Origin of the sequence: Psychroflexus salinarum (assembly GCF_042677225.1) — a bacterium.
In the GTDB taxonomy this organism is placed as follows: domain Bacteria; phylum Bacteroidota; class Bacteroidia; order Flavobacteriales; family Flavobacteriaceae; genus Psychroflexus; species Psychroflexus salinarum.
On the sequence record NZ_JBHTIV010000006.1, the window covers coordinates 39,016 to 56,736 of the forward strand.

Annotated in this window: 12 protein-coding genes; 4 read left to right on the forward strand and 8 right to left on the reverse strand. The window is 33.2% G+C overall.

The features are described 5' to 3' along the window. The first annotated feature begins 31 nt into the window (after positions 1 to 31). Together carB and ACFQ0R_RS06015 are read left to right on the forward strand one after the other, a co-directional pair. Positions 32 to 2,884 (forward strand): carbamoyl-phosphate synthase large subunit, encoded by a 2,853-nt coding sequence (carB, locus tag ACFQ0R_RS06010; protein WP_379657485.1) that lies wholly within the window; start codon positions 32 to 34, stop codon positions 2,882 to 2,884. A gap of 1 nt (position 2,885) precedes the next feature. After that, complete coding sequence (locus ACFQ0R_RS06015; RefSeq protein WP_379657486.1) at positions 2,886 to 3,395, forward strand: gamma carbonic anhydrase family protein; 510 nt, start codon at positions 2,886 to 2,888, stop codon at positions 3,393 to 3,395. A gap of 74 nt (positions 3,396 to 3,469) precedes the next feature. Here the strand turns inward: ACFQ0R_RS06015 and clpB are convergent, their stop codons facing one another. Next, positions 3,470 to 6,055 (reverse strand): ATP-dependent chaperone ClpB, encoded by a 2,586-nt coding sequence (gene clpB / locus ACFQ0R_RS06020; RefSeq protein WP_379657487.1) that lies wholly within the window; start codon positions 6,053 to 6,055, stop codon positions 3,470 to 3,472. 168 nt (positions 6,056 to 6,223) lie between these two features. Here clpB and ACFQ0R_RS06025 point away from each other — a divergent pair, with 168 nt between their 5' ends. Beyond that, a complete protein-coding gene (locus tag ACFQ0R_RS06025; RefSeq protein ID WP_379657488.1) occupies positions 6,224 to 8,503 on the forward strand; it encodes a T9SS type A sorting domain-containing protein in 2,280 nt (759 codons plus the stop codon). Between the two features lie 88 nt (positions 8,504 to 8,591). Here the strand turns inward: ACFQ0R_RS06025 and ACFQ0R_RS06030 are convergent, their stop codons facing one another. Further along, the gene (locus ACFQ0R_RS06030) at positions 8,592 to 10,820 is read right to left on the reverse strand and encodes a TonB-dependent receptor family protein (RefSeq protein ID WP_379657489.1); all 2,229 of its coding nucleotides are present in this window, start codon (positions 10,818 to 10,820) and stop codon (positions 8,592 to 8,594) included. Positions 10,821 to 11,004: 184 nt separating this feature from the next. Here ACFQ0R_RS06030 and ACFQ0R_RS06035 point away from each other — a divergent pair, with 184 nt between their 5' ends. Continuing rightward, complete coding sequence (locus ACFQ0R_RS06035) at positions 11,005 to 12,183, forward strand: hypothetical protein (protein ID WP_379657490.1); 1,179 nt, start codon at positions 11,005 to 11,007, stop codon at positions 12,181 to 12,183. On the opposite strand, the gene ACFQ0R_RS06040 is transcribed toward ACFQ0R_RS06035, so the two are convergent. From ACFQ0R_RS06040 to porX, 6 genes are all read right to left on the reverse strand, one after another. Next, positions 12,180 to 13,598, reverse strand: coding sequence for an MltF family protein (locus tag ACFQ0R_RS06040; RefSeq protein WP_379657491.1), 1,419 nt, complete (start codon positions 13,596 to 13,598; stop codon positions 12,180 to 12,182). The genes ACFQ0R_RS06035 and ACFQ0R_RS06040 overlap by 4 nt on opposite strands. Positions 13,599 to 13,724: 126 nt before the next feature. Next, positions 13,725 to 14,021 (reverse strand): hypothetical protein, encoded by a 297-nt coding sequence (locus ACFQ0R_RS06045; protein ID WP_379657492.1) that lies wholly within the window; start codon positions 14,019 to 14,021, stop codon positions 13,725 to 13,727. Between the two features lie 58 nt (positions 14,022 to 14,079). Continuing rightward, positions 14,080 to 14,454, reverse strand: a complete 375-nt coding sequence (locus ACFQ0R_RS06050; RefSeq protein ID WP_379657493.1) for a hypothetical protein — start codon at positions 14,452 to 14,454, stop codon at positions 14,080 to 14,082. Between the two features lie 9 nt (positions 14,455 to 14,463). After that, complete coding sequence (locus tag ACFQ0R_RS06055) at positions 14,464 to 15,669, reverse strand: alanine dehydrogenase (protein ID WP_379657494.1); 1,206 nt, start codon at positions 15,667 to 15,669, stop codon at positions 14,464 to 14,466. Positions 15,670 to 15,726: 57 nt separating this feature from the next. After that, positions 15,727 to 16,137, reverse strand: a complete 411-nt coding sequence (gene tsaE, locus ACFQ0R_RS06060; protein WP_379657495.1) for a tRNA (adenosine(37)-N6)-threonylcarbamoyltransferase complex ATPase subunit type 1 TsaE — start codon at positions 16,135 to 16,137, stop codon at positions 15,727 to 15,729. A 4-nt stretch (positions 16,138 to 16,141) separates the two neighbouring features. Beyond that, positions 16,142 to 17,692 carry a T9SS response regulator signal transducer PorX gene (gene porX, locus ACFQ0R_RS06065; RefSeq protein ID WP_379657496.1) on the reverse strand — a complete coding sequence of 517 codons (1,551 nt, stop codon included), beginning with the start codon at positions 17,690 to 17,692 and terminating at the stop codon, positions 16,142 to 16,144. Positions 17,693 to 17,721: the final 29 nt, after the last annotated feature.

Here is a 17,721-nt window from a genome sequence, read left to right on the forward strand (position 1 = left end):
TCCAATAGTTTCATTATTAAAGAGTTCCGATATGCCAAAAAACAACAACATTAAAACAATGCTCATAATAGGTTCTGGTCCTATTGTGATAGGTCAAGCTTGTGAGTTTGATTATGCAGGTTCCCAGTCTTTAAGATCTCTTCGAGAAGAAGGGATTAAGACAATACTTATAAATAGCAATCCTGCAACTATTATGACGGATCCGTCAATGGCAGATCATGTCTATTTAAAGCCACTCACAACAAAATCAATTATTGAGATCTTAAAAGATCATCCAGAGATTGATGCAGTTTTACCGACCATGGGAGGACAAACAGCTTTGAATCTTTGTATAGAAGCAGATGATAAAGGAATATGGGAAGATTTTGGTGTAAAGATTACTGGGGTAGATATCGATGCCATCAATATCACAGAAGATAGAGAGAAGTTTAGAAAATTGATGCAGGATATTGGAGTAGGAGTAGCTCCTTCAAAAACAGTCACGTCCTTTTTACAAGGAAAAGAAGTAGCACAAGCCTTTGGGTTTCCATTGGTGATTAGAGCATCTTTTACTTTAGGAGGAAGTGGAGCTTCTATAGTTTATGCGGAAGATCAGTTTGAAGAATTGCTAACAAGAGGTCTAGAAGCTTCGCCTATTCATGAAGTGATTATTGACAAAGCTTTGTTAGGTTGGAAGGAATTTGAGTTAGAATTACTTAGAGATCGCAACGATAATGTTACTATCATTTGTAGTATAGAAAATATGGATCCTATGGGTATTCATACAGGAGATTCAATTACTGTTGCTCCAGCCATGACCTTAAGTGATAAAACCTATCAGAAGATGAGGGATATGGCCATCAAAATGATGAGAAGTATTGGAGATTTTGCTGGAGGATGTAATGTTCAGTTTGCCGTGAGTCCTGATGAAAAAGAAGATATTATTGCCATTGAAATCAATCCTCGAGTTTCTCGATCTTCGGCTTTGGCCTCTAAAGCCACTGGATACCCCATTGCTAAGGTTGCTTCAAAACTGGCTATAGGATATCATTTGGATGAACTTCAGAATCAAATCACTCAGACCACATCTGCATTTTTTGAACCTACTCTTGATTATGTTATTGTAAAAATTCCGAGATGGAATTTTGATAAATTTGAAGGCTCAGATAGAACCTTAGGACTTCAAATGAAGTCTGTGGGTGAAGTTATGGGAATTGGTCGTTCATTCCAGGAAGCCTTACATAAAGCTACTCAATCTCTAGAAATTAAGAGAAATGGACTTGGTGCAGATGGAAAGAGTTATACAGATTACAATCAGGTATTGAGTAAACTTGAGTTTGCAAGCTGGGATAGGGTTTTTGTAATTTATGATGCTATTCAGATGGGAATTCCACTTAGTAGAATTCATGAGATCACAAAAATTGACATGTGGTTCCTTAAGCAATATGAAGAGCTTTTCAATTTAGAAAAGGAAATTTCAAAGTATTCCATTGAAAATATAAGCAAGGATTTGATGCTAGAGGCTAAACAGAAAGGCTTTGCAGACCGTCAAATTGCTCATATGTTGGAGTGTTTAGAAAGTGAAGTATATACAAAGCGAGAAGAATTAAACGTCAATAGAATTTATAAATTGGTAGACACTTGTGCAGCAGAATTTGAAGCACATACCCCTTATTATTATTCAACTTTTGAAGCTGATGTCCTAAATAAAGATGGTGAAAAAGTAAATGCCAACGAAAGTATTGTTACCGATAAGAAAAAAGTTATTGTTTTAGGATCAGGACCTAACCGAATTGGACAGGGGATAGAATTTGATTATTGCTGTGTTCATGGGGTTATGGCTGCTGCGGAATGTGGTTATGAGACCATCATGATTAACTGTAATCCAGAAACAGTTTCTACAGATTTTGACACGGCAGATAAACTTTATTTTGAACCTGTCTTTTGGGAACATATTTATGATATCATCAAACATGAGAATCCAGATGGGGTCATAGTTCAACTTGGTGGCCAAACTGCATTAAAACTTGCTGAAAAGTTGAGTAGATATGGTATTAAAATCTTTGGGACAAGCTATGAATCTCTTGACTTAGCAGAAGATAGAGGAAGCTTTTCAAAATTATTACAAGACAACGATATTCCTTACCCAGAATTTGGTGTAGCTGAAACAGCAGAAGAAGCTTTAGACCTTGCAAGAGAACTAGATTTTCCTATTCTTGTAAGACCATCTTATGTTCTTGGTGGACAAGGAATGAAAATTGTCATAAATGAAAAAGAGCTCGAAAATCATGTGATTGATTTGCTGAGAAAAATTCCTAATAATAAATTGCTTTTAGACCATTATTTGGATGGAGCGATAGAAGCAGAGGCAGATGCTATTTGTGATGGTGAAGATGTTTATATTGTGGGTATCATGGAACATATAGAGCCTTGTGGTGTACATTCTGGAGATTCCAATGCATTACTTCCACCTTTCAATTTAGGCGACTTAGTTTTAGAGCAAATAAAAGATCATACTAAGAAAATTGCTTTAGCTCTAAATACTGTTGGTTTGCTTAATGTTCAATTTGCAATTAAAGACGATCATGTTTATATCATAGAAGCTAACCCACGGGCTTCCAGAACAGTTCCTTTTATAGCTAAAGCTTACAAAGAACCTTATGTCAATTATGCGACTAAAATTATGTTGGGTGAAAATAAATTAAGTGATTTTACATTTAACCCTCAATTAGAAGGTTATGCGATAAAACAGCCCGTATTTTCTTTTGATAAGTTTCATAATGTCAACAAGCAATTAGGTCCAGAAATGAAAAGTACAGGAGAAAGCATTTTGTTTATAGACAGTTTAAAAGATGATACGTTTTATGAGCTTTATGGAAGACGTAAAATGTACTTAAGCAAATAATATGGCTTTAATTCAATCTATAAAAGGGATATCTCCACAATTGCCTTCCTCATGTTTTCTAACTAAAAACTCTACAGTAGTTGGTGATGTCAAGCTAGGTGAAAATTGCAGCATTTGGTATAATGCAGTAGTACGTGGGGATGTGAATTCAATTGAGGTAGGGGATGAGACCAACATTCAAGATGGGGCGATTATTCACTGTACGTATCAAAAGGCAGCGACCAAGATTGGAAATAGAGTTTCTATAGGTCACAAAGCTATCGTTCATGGCTGCACAATTCAAGACGATGTTTTGATAGGTATGGGAGCCATCGTGATGGACCATGCTGTAATCGAAAGTGGAAGTATTGTCGCAGCAGGAGCAATTGTAACAGCTGGAACTAAAGTCGAAGCAAATACTATTTATGCTGGCATACCCGCTAAAAAGCTGAACACTGTTTCTGAAGAAAATTTAGAAATGATTAAACGTACAGCTAAAAATTATACACTTTATAAAACTTGGATAGATTGATCTAAATAAGATAAAACAAAAAAATCCCGCTTCAAAAATAATTTGAAGCGGGATTTTTAATTTTTGAAATAAAATTACTGATTTCTAAACACCAATTTTCCATCAAACTGGTCGAGTAAAATGATACTATCTGTTTTTATATTTTCAGCCAGAATTTCTTTAGAAAGCATATTCAACACTTCTTTTTGAATTGTTCTTTTCACAGGTCTTGCTCCATATTGTGGATCAAAACCAATTCTAGCTATGTATTCGATAGCTTCTTCAGTTGCATCAATGGTGATACCTTGCTTCATCAACATCTTCTTTAAGTGGTTGATTTGTAAGCCTACAATTTCTTTGATATCATTTTTAGAAAGTGGTGTAAACATCACAACGTCGTCAATCCTATTCAGAAATTCGGGTCTTACGCTTTGCTTTAAAAGACCAAGCACTTCAACTTTTGCACTTTCCATTGCCGTTTCCACGTCTTTTGAAGTGTCATATTTTTCCTGAATTATATGACTACCAATATTGGAGGTCATCACAATGATTGAATTTTTGAAGTCAGCCAATCTACCTTTATTGTCAGTTAACCTACCTTCATCTAGCACCTGTAATAAAATATTGAAGGTATCCGGATGAGCTTTTTCGATTTCATCTAATAAAATCACAGAGTAGGGCTTCCTTCTTACAGCTTCCGTCAATTGTCCACCTTCTTCATAACCTACATAACCCGGAGGAGCCCCAACCAATCGACTTACAGAATGTCTTTCTTGGTATTCACTCATGTCTATTCGAGTCATTGAGCTTTCGTCATCAAACATATACTCAGCTAGAGCTTTGGCCAATTCTGTTTTGCCTACACCAGTTGTACCTAAAAACAAGAATGAACCTATAGGTCTATTTTGATCTTGTAATCCAGCTCGGCTTCTTCTTACTGCATCTGAAACAGCTTGTATAGCCTCGTTTTGCCCAACAACTCTATTATGTAATTCATCCTCTAACTTAAGAAGTTTTTCACGATCAGACTGCAACATTTTGGTAACTGGAATACCTGTCCATTTAGCTACAACTTCAGCAATATCCTCATAATTGACTTCTTCTTTTATTAAAGTGTTTTCTGATTTCTGATTTTCAACTTCATTTTGAAGTTCTTCCAGTTTCTCTTGAGCTTCTTTAATTTTCCCATATCGAATTTCAGCTACTTTTCCGTAATCACCTTCACGTTCTGCACGTTCTGCTTCAAGTTTATAATCTTCGATATTGGTTTTTATTTTCTGAATATTATCTACAATATCCTTTTCATTTTTCCACCGTGCATGAAGTGTGTTTCGTTCTTCTTTGAGATCTGCTAAATCGGCTCTGAGAGATTTTAATTTAGTATCATCATTTTCACGCTTAATCGCTTCAATCTCAATTTCCAGTTGCATGACTTTCCTGTCCAAAACATCAAGTTCTTCTGGCTTGGAATTGATTTCCATTCTCAATTTTGAAGCAGCTTCATCCATCAAGTCAATAGCCTTATCCGGAAGAAACCTATTGGTTATATAACGCTGAGAAAGTTCTACGGCACCAATAATAGCTTCATCTTTGATTCTCACTTTATGGTGAGTTTCATACTTTTCTTTAATTCCTCTTAAAATGGATATAGCACTTTCAGTATCGGGCTCATTTACAGTTACCTTTTGAAAACGCCTTTCCAGTGCCTTGTCTTTCTCAAAATACTTTTGAAATTCATCTAGAGTTGTTGCTCCAATAGCTCTAAGTTCTCCTCTGGCAAGTGCAGGTTTCAAAATATTTGCTGCATCCATGGCGCCTTCGCCACCACCAGCTCCAACAAGGGTGTGGATTTCATCTATAAACAAAACAATATCACCATCACTTGATGTAACTTCTTTAATCACTGATTTTAAGCGTTCTTCAAATTCACCTTTATATTTTGCACCAGCTATAAGTGCCCCCATATCTAAACTATAAATCTTTTTAGATTTTAGATTATCAGGAACGTCACCGCTAATGATTCTATGAGCAAGACCTTCTGCAATAGCTGTTTTACCTGTACCAGGTTCTCCTACCAGCATTGGATTATTTTTGGTTCTTCTGGAAAGAATCTGAAGTATTCTTCGTATTTCTTCATCTCTTCCAATGACTGGGTCCAGTTTCCCTTCTTCAGCCATTTTATTGAGGTTATTCGCATACTTGTCTAAAGAATTGTAGTTATCCTCAGCGCTTTGAGAAGTCACTCTATCACCATTTCTCAATTCCTGTATAGCTGCTTCCAACGCTTTTTCAGTAACTCCTTGATCTTTCAAAACCTGTGCTACTTTACTTTTACTTTTAAAAATTGCTAAAATGAGATGTTCTATTGAAACATAGTCATCTTTCATTTTCTTAGCAACAATACTAGCTTCATTTATGGTCTTCCCTGCTTCCCTTGAGAGCATGATATCACCACCAGAAACTTTAGGGAAATTCTCCAAATTTTTATCAAGTATTTGAAGAAAAAGTTGTGTATTAACATTCAGTTTTTTTAGTAAAAAAGGAGTAACATTCTCATCAACTTCAGAAATGGCTTTAAAGATATGTTCATTTTCAATTTGTTGATGACCTAGTTCTTGTGCAATCAGTTGTGCTTTTTGCACAGCCTCTTGTGTTTTTATAGTAAAATTTTTAAAATCCATCTTTATTATTTTGAATAATCAATTTCAAATGCTATACCCAAAACATAACATGTCATATTGGCATAAAAATAATCACTAAGAGCTTGTTAGCTAGATAATTAAATTTAGTAATAAATTATTGATATAATTATTATTTTAAATATATTTATAGGTTTTAAAAAAATTATTATGAAAAAATACAATTATCTACCATTAATAATTGCTTTATTTTTCTTTTTCAATGTAAGTGCACAAGTTACAAATGAAGGTAAACCTAAAAGTTGGAAACTGAATTTAAATACTTCGAAATCTATATTGATGCCTGGATTTGATTTGAAATCATTACAGGAGGAAGACAAAATCAATGATGAGAAAAATGATCAACCATATAGATTTGGATATGAATATCAAGTAAGTTTAGATTTTGAAAATGGTAATTGGAACGAACTTAAGAACGGAGATAGAATTTGGCTTTTGAATATTAAATCTAAGGGTGCTAAGACATTAAATTTCTTATTTGATGAATTCCTTATTCCTGATGGTGCTAAGCTTTATTTTTATAATGATAAAAGAACCGATTTATTAGGAGCTTATACATCGACACAAAATAGAGATGATATGCAATTTGGTACATGGCTGATTGATGGTGATAATGTTTGGATAGAATATTATGAACCGGCAGAAGCTGAATTTAAAGGGCAATTACATATCTCAAAAGTAGTTCATGGCTATAGAAGCATTTCAGATATCCCAGCTTTGGATAAGGCATTAAATGATTCAGGAGCCTGCAATCAAGATGTAGATTGTCCAGTGGGTGGAGATTTTGATAGCTATAAAGAGCAGCTTAAAAAATCAGTTGCGATGACAATAGTTGATTCAAGTGGTTTTTGTTCAGGTTCACTCGTAAACAATACAAATAATGATGGGAGTCAATATTTTTTAACTGCAAATCATTGTTTGGGAGGATCTGTTGGTAGTTGGGCTTTTAGATTCAATTGGAGAAGTCCAGACCCTTCTTGCTCTACAAATACAAATTCAACTAATGGAGATTTTGATCAGACACTAAGCGGCGCTACTTTACTGGCTAGTAATTCAAAATCTGATTTTGCTTTATTAGAAATTGATTCTCCATTTCCAAGCGACTGGGATTTAGTTTGGGCTGGATGGGATAGATCAGGTAATATTCCAGATTTTACTGTTGGAATTCACCATCCAAGAGGTGATATCATGAAAGTATCGAGAGACGATAATAATCCATCAAAAAATTCAAGGCCTTTTAATGGTATAAGCAACATGGATAATTGGTTCCTTGATGAGTGGGAAATAGGTGTGACAGAGCCAGGCTCTTCAGGTTCTCCTCTTTTTGATCAAAACGGTCGAATTGTTGGTCAACTTGCAGGTGGAGCGGCTGATTGTGTTGGAACTGAAAATAATGGATCTTATGACTATTATGGAAGATTTGATATTTCATGGGATTATGGAAATATACCGTCAAAACGACTTAAAGAATGGTTAGATCCAGCTGCTACAGGTGTTTTTACTCTTGATAAATTTCCTCCTGATCAAGTATTTGATAATGACGTTGCAATCATAGTCGAGGGTGCTAGCAACCAGATATGTGCTAATGAGTTTACACCTACATTTAATATCCTGAATAGGGGGAATAATATTGTTACAAGTGCTACGCTAACATATCAAATTGGCTCTCAGGCTCCAGAAATCATTGAATGGACGGGATCTATAGCTTATCAAGAAAGAGCTATTATTGCATCTCCACTCCTTGATTTAAATTCCGGTAATAATTTAACGGCTTCTATTGAAATAAATAATGTAGTTGACGATTTTCCTGATAATAATACATATATAAAAATTATAGATAATTATCAAAGTGAGACTTATGTTACTGATAATGTAGTACTCACCTTGATAACAGATGAATTTGCAGGTGAAACTTCTTGGCAATTTTATAATCAAGATGGTACATTAATTAAAGAGGCACAACAGGGAACATTGATAAATGAAACAACTTATATTGAGACATTTAATGTGAGCACGGATAATTGCTATGAATTTATTATTTCAGATTCTTTTGGAGATGGGATCTGTTGTGAGCATGGAGATGGATCCTATAGGTTAGTAACAAATTCTGGTGAAATAATTTCTGAAGGTGGTGAATTCGGATCTACGGAAGTTATAAGTTTTAGAATCTTATCAAGTTTATCTTCTGATGACTTTGAATTTACTGAGTTTGAAATTTATCCCAACCCTACCGGATCTCTTATAAATATTAATCCTAAATCGAGCGAGTCTTTCAATATTGCACTCTTTGATATTACTGGAAAAAGAGTATTAAAAACTCAAATTAAGGGAATGAGCGTTTTAGATCTTAGCTCTTATACAAAAGGAGTTTATTTTGCTAAAATTGATAATGGTTCTCAGTCTGTTACCAAAAAAATAATTAAAAAGTAAGTCTTCAAATATTTATAATTAAAATGCCCAAATCTTAAAGATTTGGGCATTTTCCTAATCGTAAACAAAAAACAAATTCAAACTTTTATTAAAACCTAAACTCAAATCCACCATAAATTCCAAAAGGATGACCTGGTCTTAATCCAGCCGGAACTCTTGACACTTCATATTCATGATCAGCTAAATTTATAATATTTGACGTCAAACTAAAATTTTTAGTTAAATGGTATTTTGCAGATAAGTCAATAATAAAATTACTTCCTACTTTTTCTCTGCTGGGAATACTTCCTGAGCCTGCTTGAGTTCTAAATTCTCCTCTATACCTGGCGTTGGCATGGGCCTCAAACTTACTGGCAATGAAACTTAATCCTGCATTAAATTGATGTCTTGAAATGTAAGGGACTTCATCTCCATCTCTTACTTCACCCCAAATACCAACATTACTGTCAAATGAATTCTGGAAAGTTGCATCAGTGAATGTATAAGCTATTGTAAGTGGTAAACTAAAATTTGAATTTTCTTTTAAAAAATCATACGAACCTTGTACTTCAAGGCCAGCTACATTTACTTCACCAGCATTGAATTGATCTAGAGTTCCTACACCACCAGTTGCAGCAAAGTCACTACCAAGTAAATTGCTATAATCATTATAAAAACCAACTAACTCACCAGATAGTCCATTGAAATTAAAACGAGTTCCTAATTCGTAATTTACGCTTAGCTCAGAGCTTTCTTCTGGTCTTGTTCCTCCTGGTGAAAAACCTTTATGGATCCCTCCAAAAAGTGAAAACTGCTGATTCAATTTATAATTTGCACCAATACCTGGTATAAATTCATTTATTTCATTGGATCTTGAAGAAAGACTAGAACCCGTTCTTGTGACATCATTTTTTCCATAATCATTTCTTTCTAAATTGATATTTTCATATCTAAAACCTGGAGTTAATGTTAATCTTCCATATTTCAATTTATATAATACATGAGCAGCAAAAGCTTTGGCATCTGTCACACGGTTGGAGTCGGTTCCTGGTACACCAGCAGCGACTAAATTCATATTTCCATCAACCATATTGTATCCATCAACCCATTGAAAACGGTCTTCCTCATCTTGATGAAATCTTAAACCAACTTCGATATCATGATAGACTTGACCAGTAAGGAAGTGATAATCTGCTTTAGTTTGAATACCTTGAGAATAATATTCTCTGTTGTTATTTTTCAAATTGAGTGCAGAGTCTGTATAGTTTTGACTTCCATTTACAATACCAAAAAGGAACGGAAAATCATTTGGGTTATCTAATAAATTGGCGATACTGGAAGACTCACCGTTTGCAGATATATCATTGAGTTTATACCAATTTCTTTTAAAATCATTCCTATATGCAGTAGTTGTGATTCTGAAATAATCTGAAAAATTAGCCGTATGTGTTAAAGTGAATTGTGTATGCTCAGTACTCATCAAATCTTCTTGTGATCCAGCATAACGTCTAAATGGCGTTCTTTCAAAATCCTCTTGAGTTAAACCTAAATAAGTTTCATCAGATTCTTCATCTGAATATTGAAATTTAAAATCTAAAGATTGTTGAACAATAGCTTCTGGATTTGTGTTAATTCTAAATTTTGCTACCACATCATTCATTTCAAATCCTGTATCATCGCCATTATCTAAATTTTTAAATCCTTCAGATTGTCTTCTGTTATACTCAACCATATAACCGAAGTTTTTGAAAGAGTCTCCTACGTTAGCATAACCATTCAGTGTGTTATAAGAGCCGTAATTAGCTCTTACATTAGCACTAAAATCTGAAGGGATTTCTGTAGAAATAAAATTGATTGCTCCACCAGTCGTATTTGGACCGTACTGAACCTGACTACTTCCTTTTAGAACTTCAACAGATTGCATACGGTTCACATTTGGAAAATAATAAGCTGCAGAAGCACTATATGGAGCAGGAGCCATCAAGATTCCATCTTCCATTATATTTATTTTAGAGGAGCGTTCCGGAGACGTTCCTCTAAGACTAATATTTGGTCTAAGTCCAAAACCATCTTCCTCATATATATTGACACCGGGAATTTGACCTAATACTCTGTTGATATCAAAATAATTTTGTTGCTGAAGTTCTTTCTTAGATAAGAAATACGCTGAGCCAGTTCTATTCCTTGCCTCGAATTTACTGCCAAGAAGTTTGTTTGCAACAATTGTAACCTCCATTAAGTATTGTATAGAATCCTTTGAAGCTGTTTTTTGATTTTGAGCAATTAAAAAACCAGAAGTTAGTAACAATAAAACAGCTGTAATAGGCTTTAAATTCATGTTTATTTAGATTAATTATGTATAATTTTTTATTTTCGTGCAAAAATAACATCCAACGCTAAATACTACAAGTTTATTTAGACTTAATTTAGATTAAAGGATTTACTATTTTGATATTCAGTAATATAAATTCTAAATTTATTGAGAATAGATTATTTACATTTGTAGAATTATAATTTAGAATATGAAAAAACTTTTACTTCTCTTCAGTGTATGTATTTTAATATCATGTAATTCAGTTAAGAAAACACAACGCGCACTAAATTCAGGGAATTATATTGAAGCCATTGATAGGTCTGTAGGGAAACTCCAAAAAAATAAAAGCAATAACAAAAGTTCTGCTTATGCTTCTTTGTTAAAGCAATCTTTTGAAAAATATAGAAAATCTACTTTAGAACGGATTGATTTTCTTGAAAGGGAGACCTTAAAGGATAATTCAAAGCCTGTTTATGAATCATATATTACACTTAAGAATATTCAGAATAAAATTAAACCTCTTTTACCACTAGAGGATGGGCAAGGCGAAATAATAGATTTTGAATTTTATGATTTTTCTGAAAATATTCTTATTGTTAAGGAAAATTATGCCAATTACCTTTACACCAAAGCTACTGACCTTTTAAGATCTGGAGATAAAATTGATAGTCGTTTAGCCTATAATAGTTTAATTGAATTAGAAAACTTAGCACCAGGATTTAAAGATGTTTCTCTTCTAAAAAGAGAGGCTTATTTAAAAGGCATTGATTTTATACTTGTTTCTTTATTTAATGATACTCAACAAATTATTCCTGCTCAAGTAGAGGATAGGCTGCTAAATTTCAGCACTTTAAATCTTGATGACTTGTGGACAGAATACCACGTAAATGCAAGAGAAGATATTACTTACAATTATTCTATAGAAATATATTTTACTTCTATTCAATTTTCCCCAGAGCGTCTTTTAGAAAGGCAAATTCCTTTAGAACGAGAAATAATTGATGGGTGGAGGTATAAAAAAGATAGAAATGGCAATTATATTCTGGATGACAGGGGCAATAAAATTAAAGAGGACATTACAGTTATTGCGAATGGCACTCTCTTTGAAACCGTCCAGTCCAAAGAGGTGAAAGTTATTGCCAACGTTAATTACTTTGATCTTTTTACAGATCAAAAAATCAATACTTATCCATTGGAAAGTGTTTTTGTTTTTGAGAACAGATTTGCAAATTTTGACGGAGATTCCAGAGTATTAAATAAAGATGAAGCTTATTTAGTAAGACGAGGTCCTATTGATTATCCAACTGACGAACAAATGCTTGCCGATGCATCTGAAGATATAAAAAATAAACTGAAAGTAATTTTAAAACAACAATTATCTAATTAATTGTCTATAAATTTTTTGTAGTGTTCATATCTTTTGAATATTTCTTTCACATAATTGAAAGGTTCTTCACCTCTTACATATCCGTATTTTATGAAGTCTTTATTATAATGTTCTGGAAAGCTCAAATCTAATAAAGCAAGTTCTACGTTATTGTCCCAAACTAACGGATCTAAACCTTGTTTTTTAGCAAGTTTTTGAGCGTCTTTTACATGATATAAGCCACAATTATATGAACCAAGTGCAAACTTAACACGCTGTATGCTATCTTTTACGTTTTCATGACTGCTGAGCATTTGGTCAAGATATTTAGCTCCAGCCTTTAGACTTTGTCCTGGATTGTAAGGATCCGTAACTCCAAGTTCTCTTGCAGTTGCAGGCATAATTTGCATTAGACCGCTTGCACCGGCCCAAGAGTCTCTATCTGGTTTAAATTGGGATTCTTGATATGCAACAGAGGCCAGAAGTCTCCAATCCCAATTTATGAGTTCTGCATTTTCTTTAATAATGTCATCAAAAGGACTTATTTTATTTTCATTTAAACTATAAAAATTACTAACTACTCTCTTTTTGTATAGTCGTTTGTTTTTAAAATATTTATTGTAGATAACATGATAGTCTGTAGTTTTCTTAGCATTTTCCAACCACTGATTTACAGATGAAAGTAAAGATGTATCCCTTTTTCTAACTGCCCATCCAATTCGTTGTGAGAGACTTAATGATGTCCCTATGTCTAAAATAGGGTAATATGAAGAATTTATAAAAGCTATATTTTCATCCGCTATAGTATATTTTATATCACCTTCTGCGACTTTTTTAATAATTTTATCAGTAGATAGAGTTCCTCTTAATGTATCGATTATAATATTACCACCTAATTCATTTGAAAGATTTAACACACGCGAAGCATATGATGAATTACGCTTTACAGATATAGTATCTCCAATTAACTCAACTGGATTGGTGACTAAATAATTTTTAATCTCATGCAATTTCATCCTTCTCCAATTTTCGGGCTTTCTTTGAACCAATACTTGGTGTGATAGGTAAAGTGGCGTAGTAAAATTGATTTGTTTTTTTCTTGACTCAGTTATTGTATAACCATAAGCCAAAAGATCACCTTCGCCTTTTTGCAATAAGTCTATGAGCTCGTTTTCATCTTTAGCGACCACCATTTCTAGTTCAACATCTAAGTCATCTGCCAATCTTTCTAGCAATTCATACTCAAATCCCATTGGTCGCCCTTTGTACAAGAAGTAAGTGGTTCCAGAATAAATTGTAAGTGCTTTAAGAGTTCCACTTTCTTTAATGGCTTCTAGATCTCTTGTAAATTTTTCTGCTTTTTTCTCAACATCCGAATTATTTTCGGATTGACAACTCATTAAAATTATCGATATAAGTAGTAAAATCTTTTTCATATTCTTAAATAAGAATCTTCAATATATGAATTACTTTATAGCAGTGAAACAATTTCTTAATGTTTTGAAAACAAAAAAGCCAGATATATCTGGCTTTTAATTTTTAATATATTGATTAATAATTACTTAATCGTCATCTTCCATGTCATCATCTTTTTGAGGTAAATCGACATAATTCATTTCCATTTCATCCTCATCATAGTCTTCTACATCAAATTTGGTCATTGTATCTTCAAGTCTTGTACTTATTTTCACCAAATAAACGGTGTCTTCAGTTTTAACTTCAACTGCTTCAATTGTTTCATTTTTGGCATTCTTGAAAACAACTACATCTCGATCATCATATCCGTCGGGATACTTTTGAACTAAAAGAGAAAGTATTTCAGGCGTAAGTTTTTTGTAATCAATTATGATGCGTTTCATGTTGTTTCATGTTTGTTATTAACAAACTTAAAATAAAAGTTTTTATAAAAAAATAAAATCATTTTAAATTTAAAGCTCTTTTTAAAACGGCCGTTGAATCACAATTTTCAAATATCAATCCAAGCTCTCGACTGTTTATAACCCCTTCAATTTGATAAATTTTACAAGGCTTTGCTTCGATGTTACTTCTTTTAAAATTAACATCACCAGATTTTAATATATAAGAGATAGATGCAGTATCAATTTTATTTTCTTCAAAAAATTTTAAAGCTTCAGTTTCAACAATACGCTCTTTGTTTCTTATGTTTTTTAAAACTCTAGCATCTAAACCCCAATCACAGGACGTTTTTTTTCCGCCCAAAAAAAACATGAGCATAATAATACCAACTACAAATCCAGATAAGTAATAACCTAGTCTATGAATAAATTTCATGTAAATTTTTTAAAATATAAGTAAATTCGGATCTCTGTGATTAAGATCAAACCAATCTCCAACAGACTTGTTGGTTAATATACCATGATAGAAATAAAGACCATTTCTTAAGCCTGAATCAATTCTAAGTGCAGGTTCAAGACCGCCTTCTTCTCCAATCTGAAGAAGATAAGGAGTGAAAATATTACTTATCGAAAGTGAGGCTGTCCTTGAATATCTGGAGGGTATATTTGGTACACAATAATGAATTATACCGTGTTTTTCTATGGTTGGTCTATCATGCGTTGTCATAACAGAAGACTCAATGCAACCGCCCATATCAATACTTACATCAATAATTACAGCACCTTTTTTCATCTTTTTGACCATTTCTTCAGTCACAATTACTGGAGCTCTATTTGTACCTCTAACTGCGCCTATAACTACATCGGCTCTTTTTAGAGCTTTTAAAAGTATTTTTGGCTGTAATGTTGATGTAAAAATAGGTCGCCCAAGATTGCTCTGTAAGCAACGTAATTTTGTGAGAGAACTATCAAAAACCTTAACTCCAGCCCCCAATCCTAAAGCACTTCTCGTAGCGAATTCACCAACAGTTCCTGCTCCAAGAATAACTACTTCTACGGGGGGGACACCACTTATATTTCCAAACATGAGTCCATTTCCTCCAAACATATTTGATAAAAGTTCAGATGCTATCAAAATAGAGGAGGTTCCAGCTATTTCACTGAGTGCTCTTACTGCAGGATAACCTCCAAATTGATCTTTAATAAATTCAAAAGCTAGAGCGGTAATTCTTTTCTTTGCAAGGGTTACAAAATAAGTTTTATTCCGAGTTTTAAGCTGAAGAGCAGAAATTATTATGGCTTGAGGTTTAATCATTTCTAGTTCCTCTTCAGAAGGTGGGGCAACTTTAAGAATAATTGGACAAGCAAAAACCTTGTTTGTATCTCTTGAGACCTCACCACCAGCTTCGCTATAATCTTTATCACTAAAGTTGGCTTGTAAACCTGCTCCGCTTTCTATTAATACTCTATGACCGTTCAAACATAAAGCACTTACGGCATCTGGTGTTAGACAGACTCTTTTTTCCTGATAAGAAGTTTCTTTTGGTAATCCTATAAATAATTCACCTTTTGAATGTTGTATTTCAAGCATTTCCTCTTGTGGAAGCAATTCTGAAGTTGAAAAAGGTGATTTTGAAGAATGTGGATTCATTGAAATAAATAGTTAAGCGAAAATAAATAAAATAAACCGGAAACCCTTCTTAATTATTTAAAACTCATGTAACGTCAATGAACGAGAGTTATGTTCATCTAGTTTTAATTCTATAAAAGTGTAGTGTTCTGGCCAAAGATTTGATATTTTTTCTGGCCACTCAATAAATACATAATGCTTATCATCTAAATAATCTTCAAAACCCATATCGAATGCTTCAGTTTCATCATCTATTCTATAAAAGTCGAAATGATAGATATCATTTTTTTCACCCTCATATTCATTTACCAAAGAAAACGTAGGGCTTGAAACTTTATTTTTGCTTCCAAGTTGCTTTACAAGTTCTTTTATAAGTGTTGTTTTACCAGCACCCATCTCACCAGAAAATAGTATGTATTTAGAATTAGCTTCATTTAAAATTTGAGTTGCGATATCTTCGAGTTCTTCTATCTGGTAATTTAGTTTCATAATTTTATTTTGGCTTCATTACAACAAAAGGTATAATCATTTCTTCAAGCGATATTCCGCCGTGTTGGTATGAGTTCTTATAATAATTTACATAATAATTATAATTATTGGGATAAGCTAAAAAGTAGTTTTCTTTAGCAAAAATGAATGAACTTGACATATTGATACTAGGTAAATGTATTTTTTTCGGATCCTTGGCAACTACAACATCTTTCTCATTATACGTAAGACTTCTGCCTGTTTTATACCTCAAATTTAAACTTGTATTTTTATCACCTACAACTTTTGATGGGTTTTTCACGTTGATGGTTCCGTGGTCTGTTGTCATAATCAATTTGAAACCTAAATTCTGTGCCTGTTGTATTATATCTAATAATGGTGAATTTTTGAACCAGCTTTGAGTTAAAGATCGGTATGATTTATCGTTTGATGCAAGTTCTTTTATAACTTCCAGTTCAGTTTTGGAATGAGATAACATATCCACAAAATTATACACTAAAACAGTAAGGTCGTTGTCTTTTTGGCTTCTGAAATTTTCAGCTAGCTTTTTGCCTTTTGTGACATTTGTAATTTTATGGTATTCTGTTTTGTAGTCTTTCCCGAGCCTATTTAGTTGAGCTTCAAGAAATTCTTTTTCAAATTGATTTTTTCCGCCTTCGTCAGTATCATTTAACCAGTATTCAGGATAAATCTTTTCCATATCTGCTGGCATCAACCCTGAGAACAATGCATTTCTAGCGTATTGAGTAGCAGTAGGTAAAATACTGAAATAAGGTTCTTCTTTGGTTTTTTTATAATGATTGACTATCGTAGATTCAAAAGATTTCCATTGATCGTATCTTAAATTGTCTACTACCACAAGAAGCGTGGGTTGTTTTTTAGATAATTCGGGAAGAATTTTAGATTTAAACAGTGTGTGAGATAGAGTAGGAGCATCTGCATTTTTTTCGAACCAAGTGGGATAATTTTGATCGATGAACTTACAGAATTCGATATTTGCTTCGATTTTTTGGGATTCAAGGATTTCAAACATTCCACTATCTTCAACAGTTTCAAGCTCAAGCTCCCAATAGATAAGTTTCAAATATAAATCAATCCATTCCTGGTAGGAATTTACATTGGTCATTTCCATAGAAATTTTTCTAAATTCCTGCTGATAATTTAATGTTGTTTTTTCTGAAATTAATCTAGAATGATCAAGGTTCTTCTTTAGACTAAGAAGAATTTGATTTGGATTCACAGGCTTTATAAGGTAATCTGCTATTTTTGAACCAATAGCTTCCTCCATAATATATTCCTCTTCACTTTTTGTAATCATTATGACTGGCAAATCATTTCTGATGGCTTTAAGTTCATTCAAAGTTTCAAGCCCGGTGAGACCAGGCATATTTTCATCAAGAAAAACAATATCAAAATTTGTCTTGGCGACTTCATCTATAGCCTCGGATCCGCTTTGACAAGTAGTAACTTCATAAGATTTTTTCTCTAAAAATAAAATATAAGGCTTTAACAAATCAATCTCATCATCCACCCAGAGTACTTTTATCTTTGACATATATAGCTGTATATTTGTGATTCTTAAAA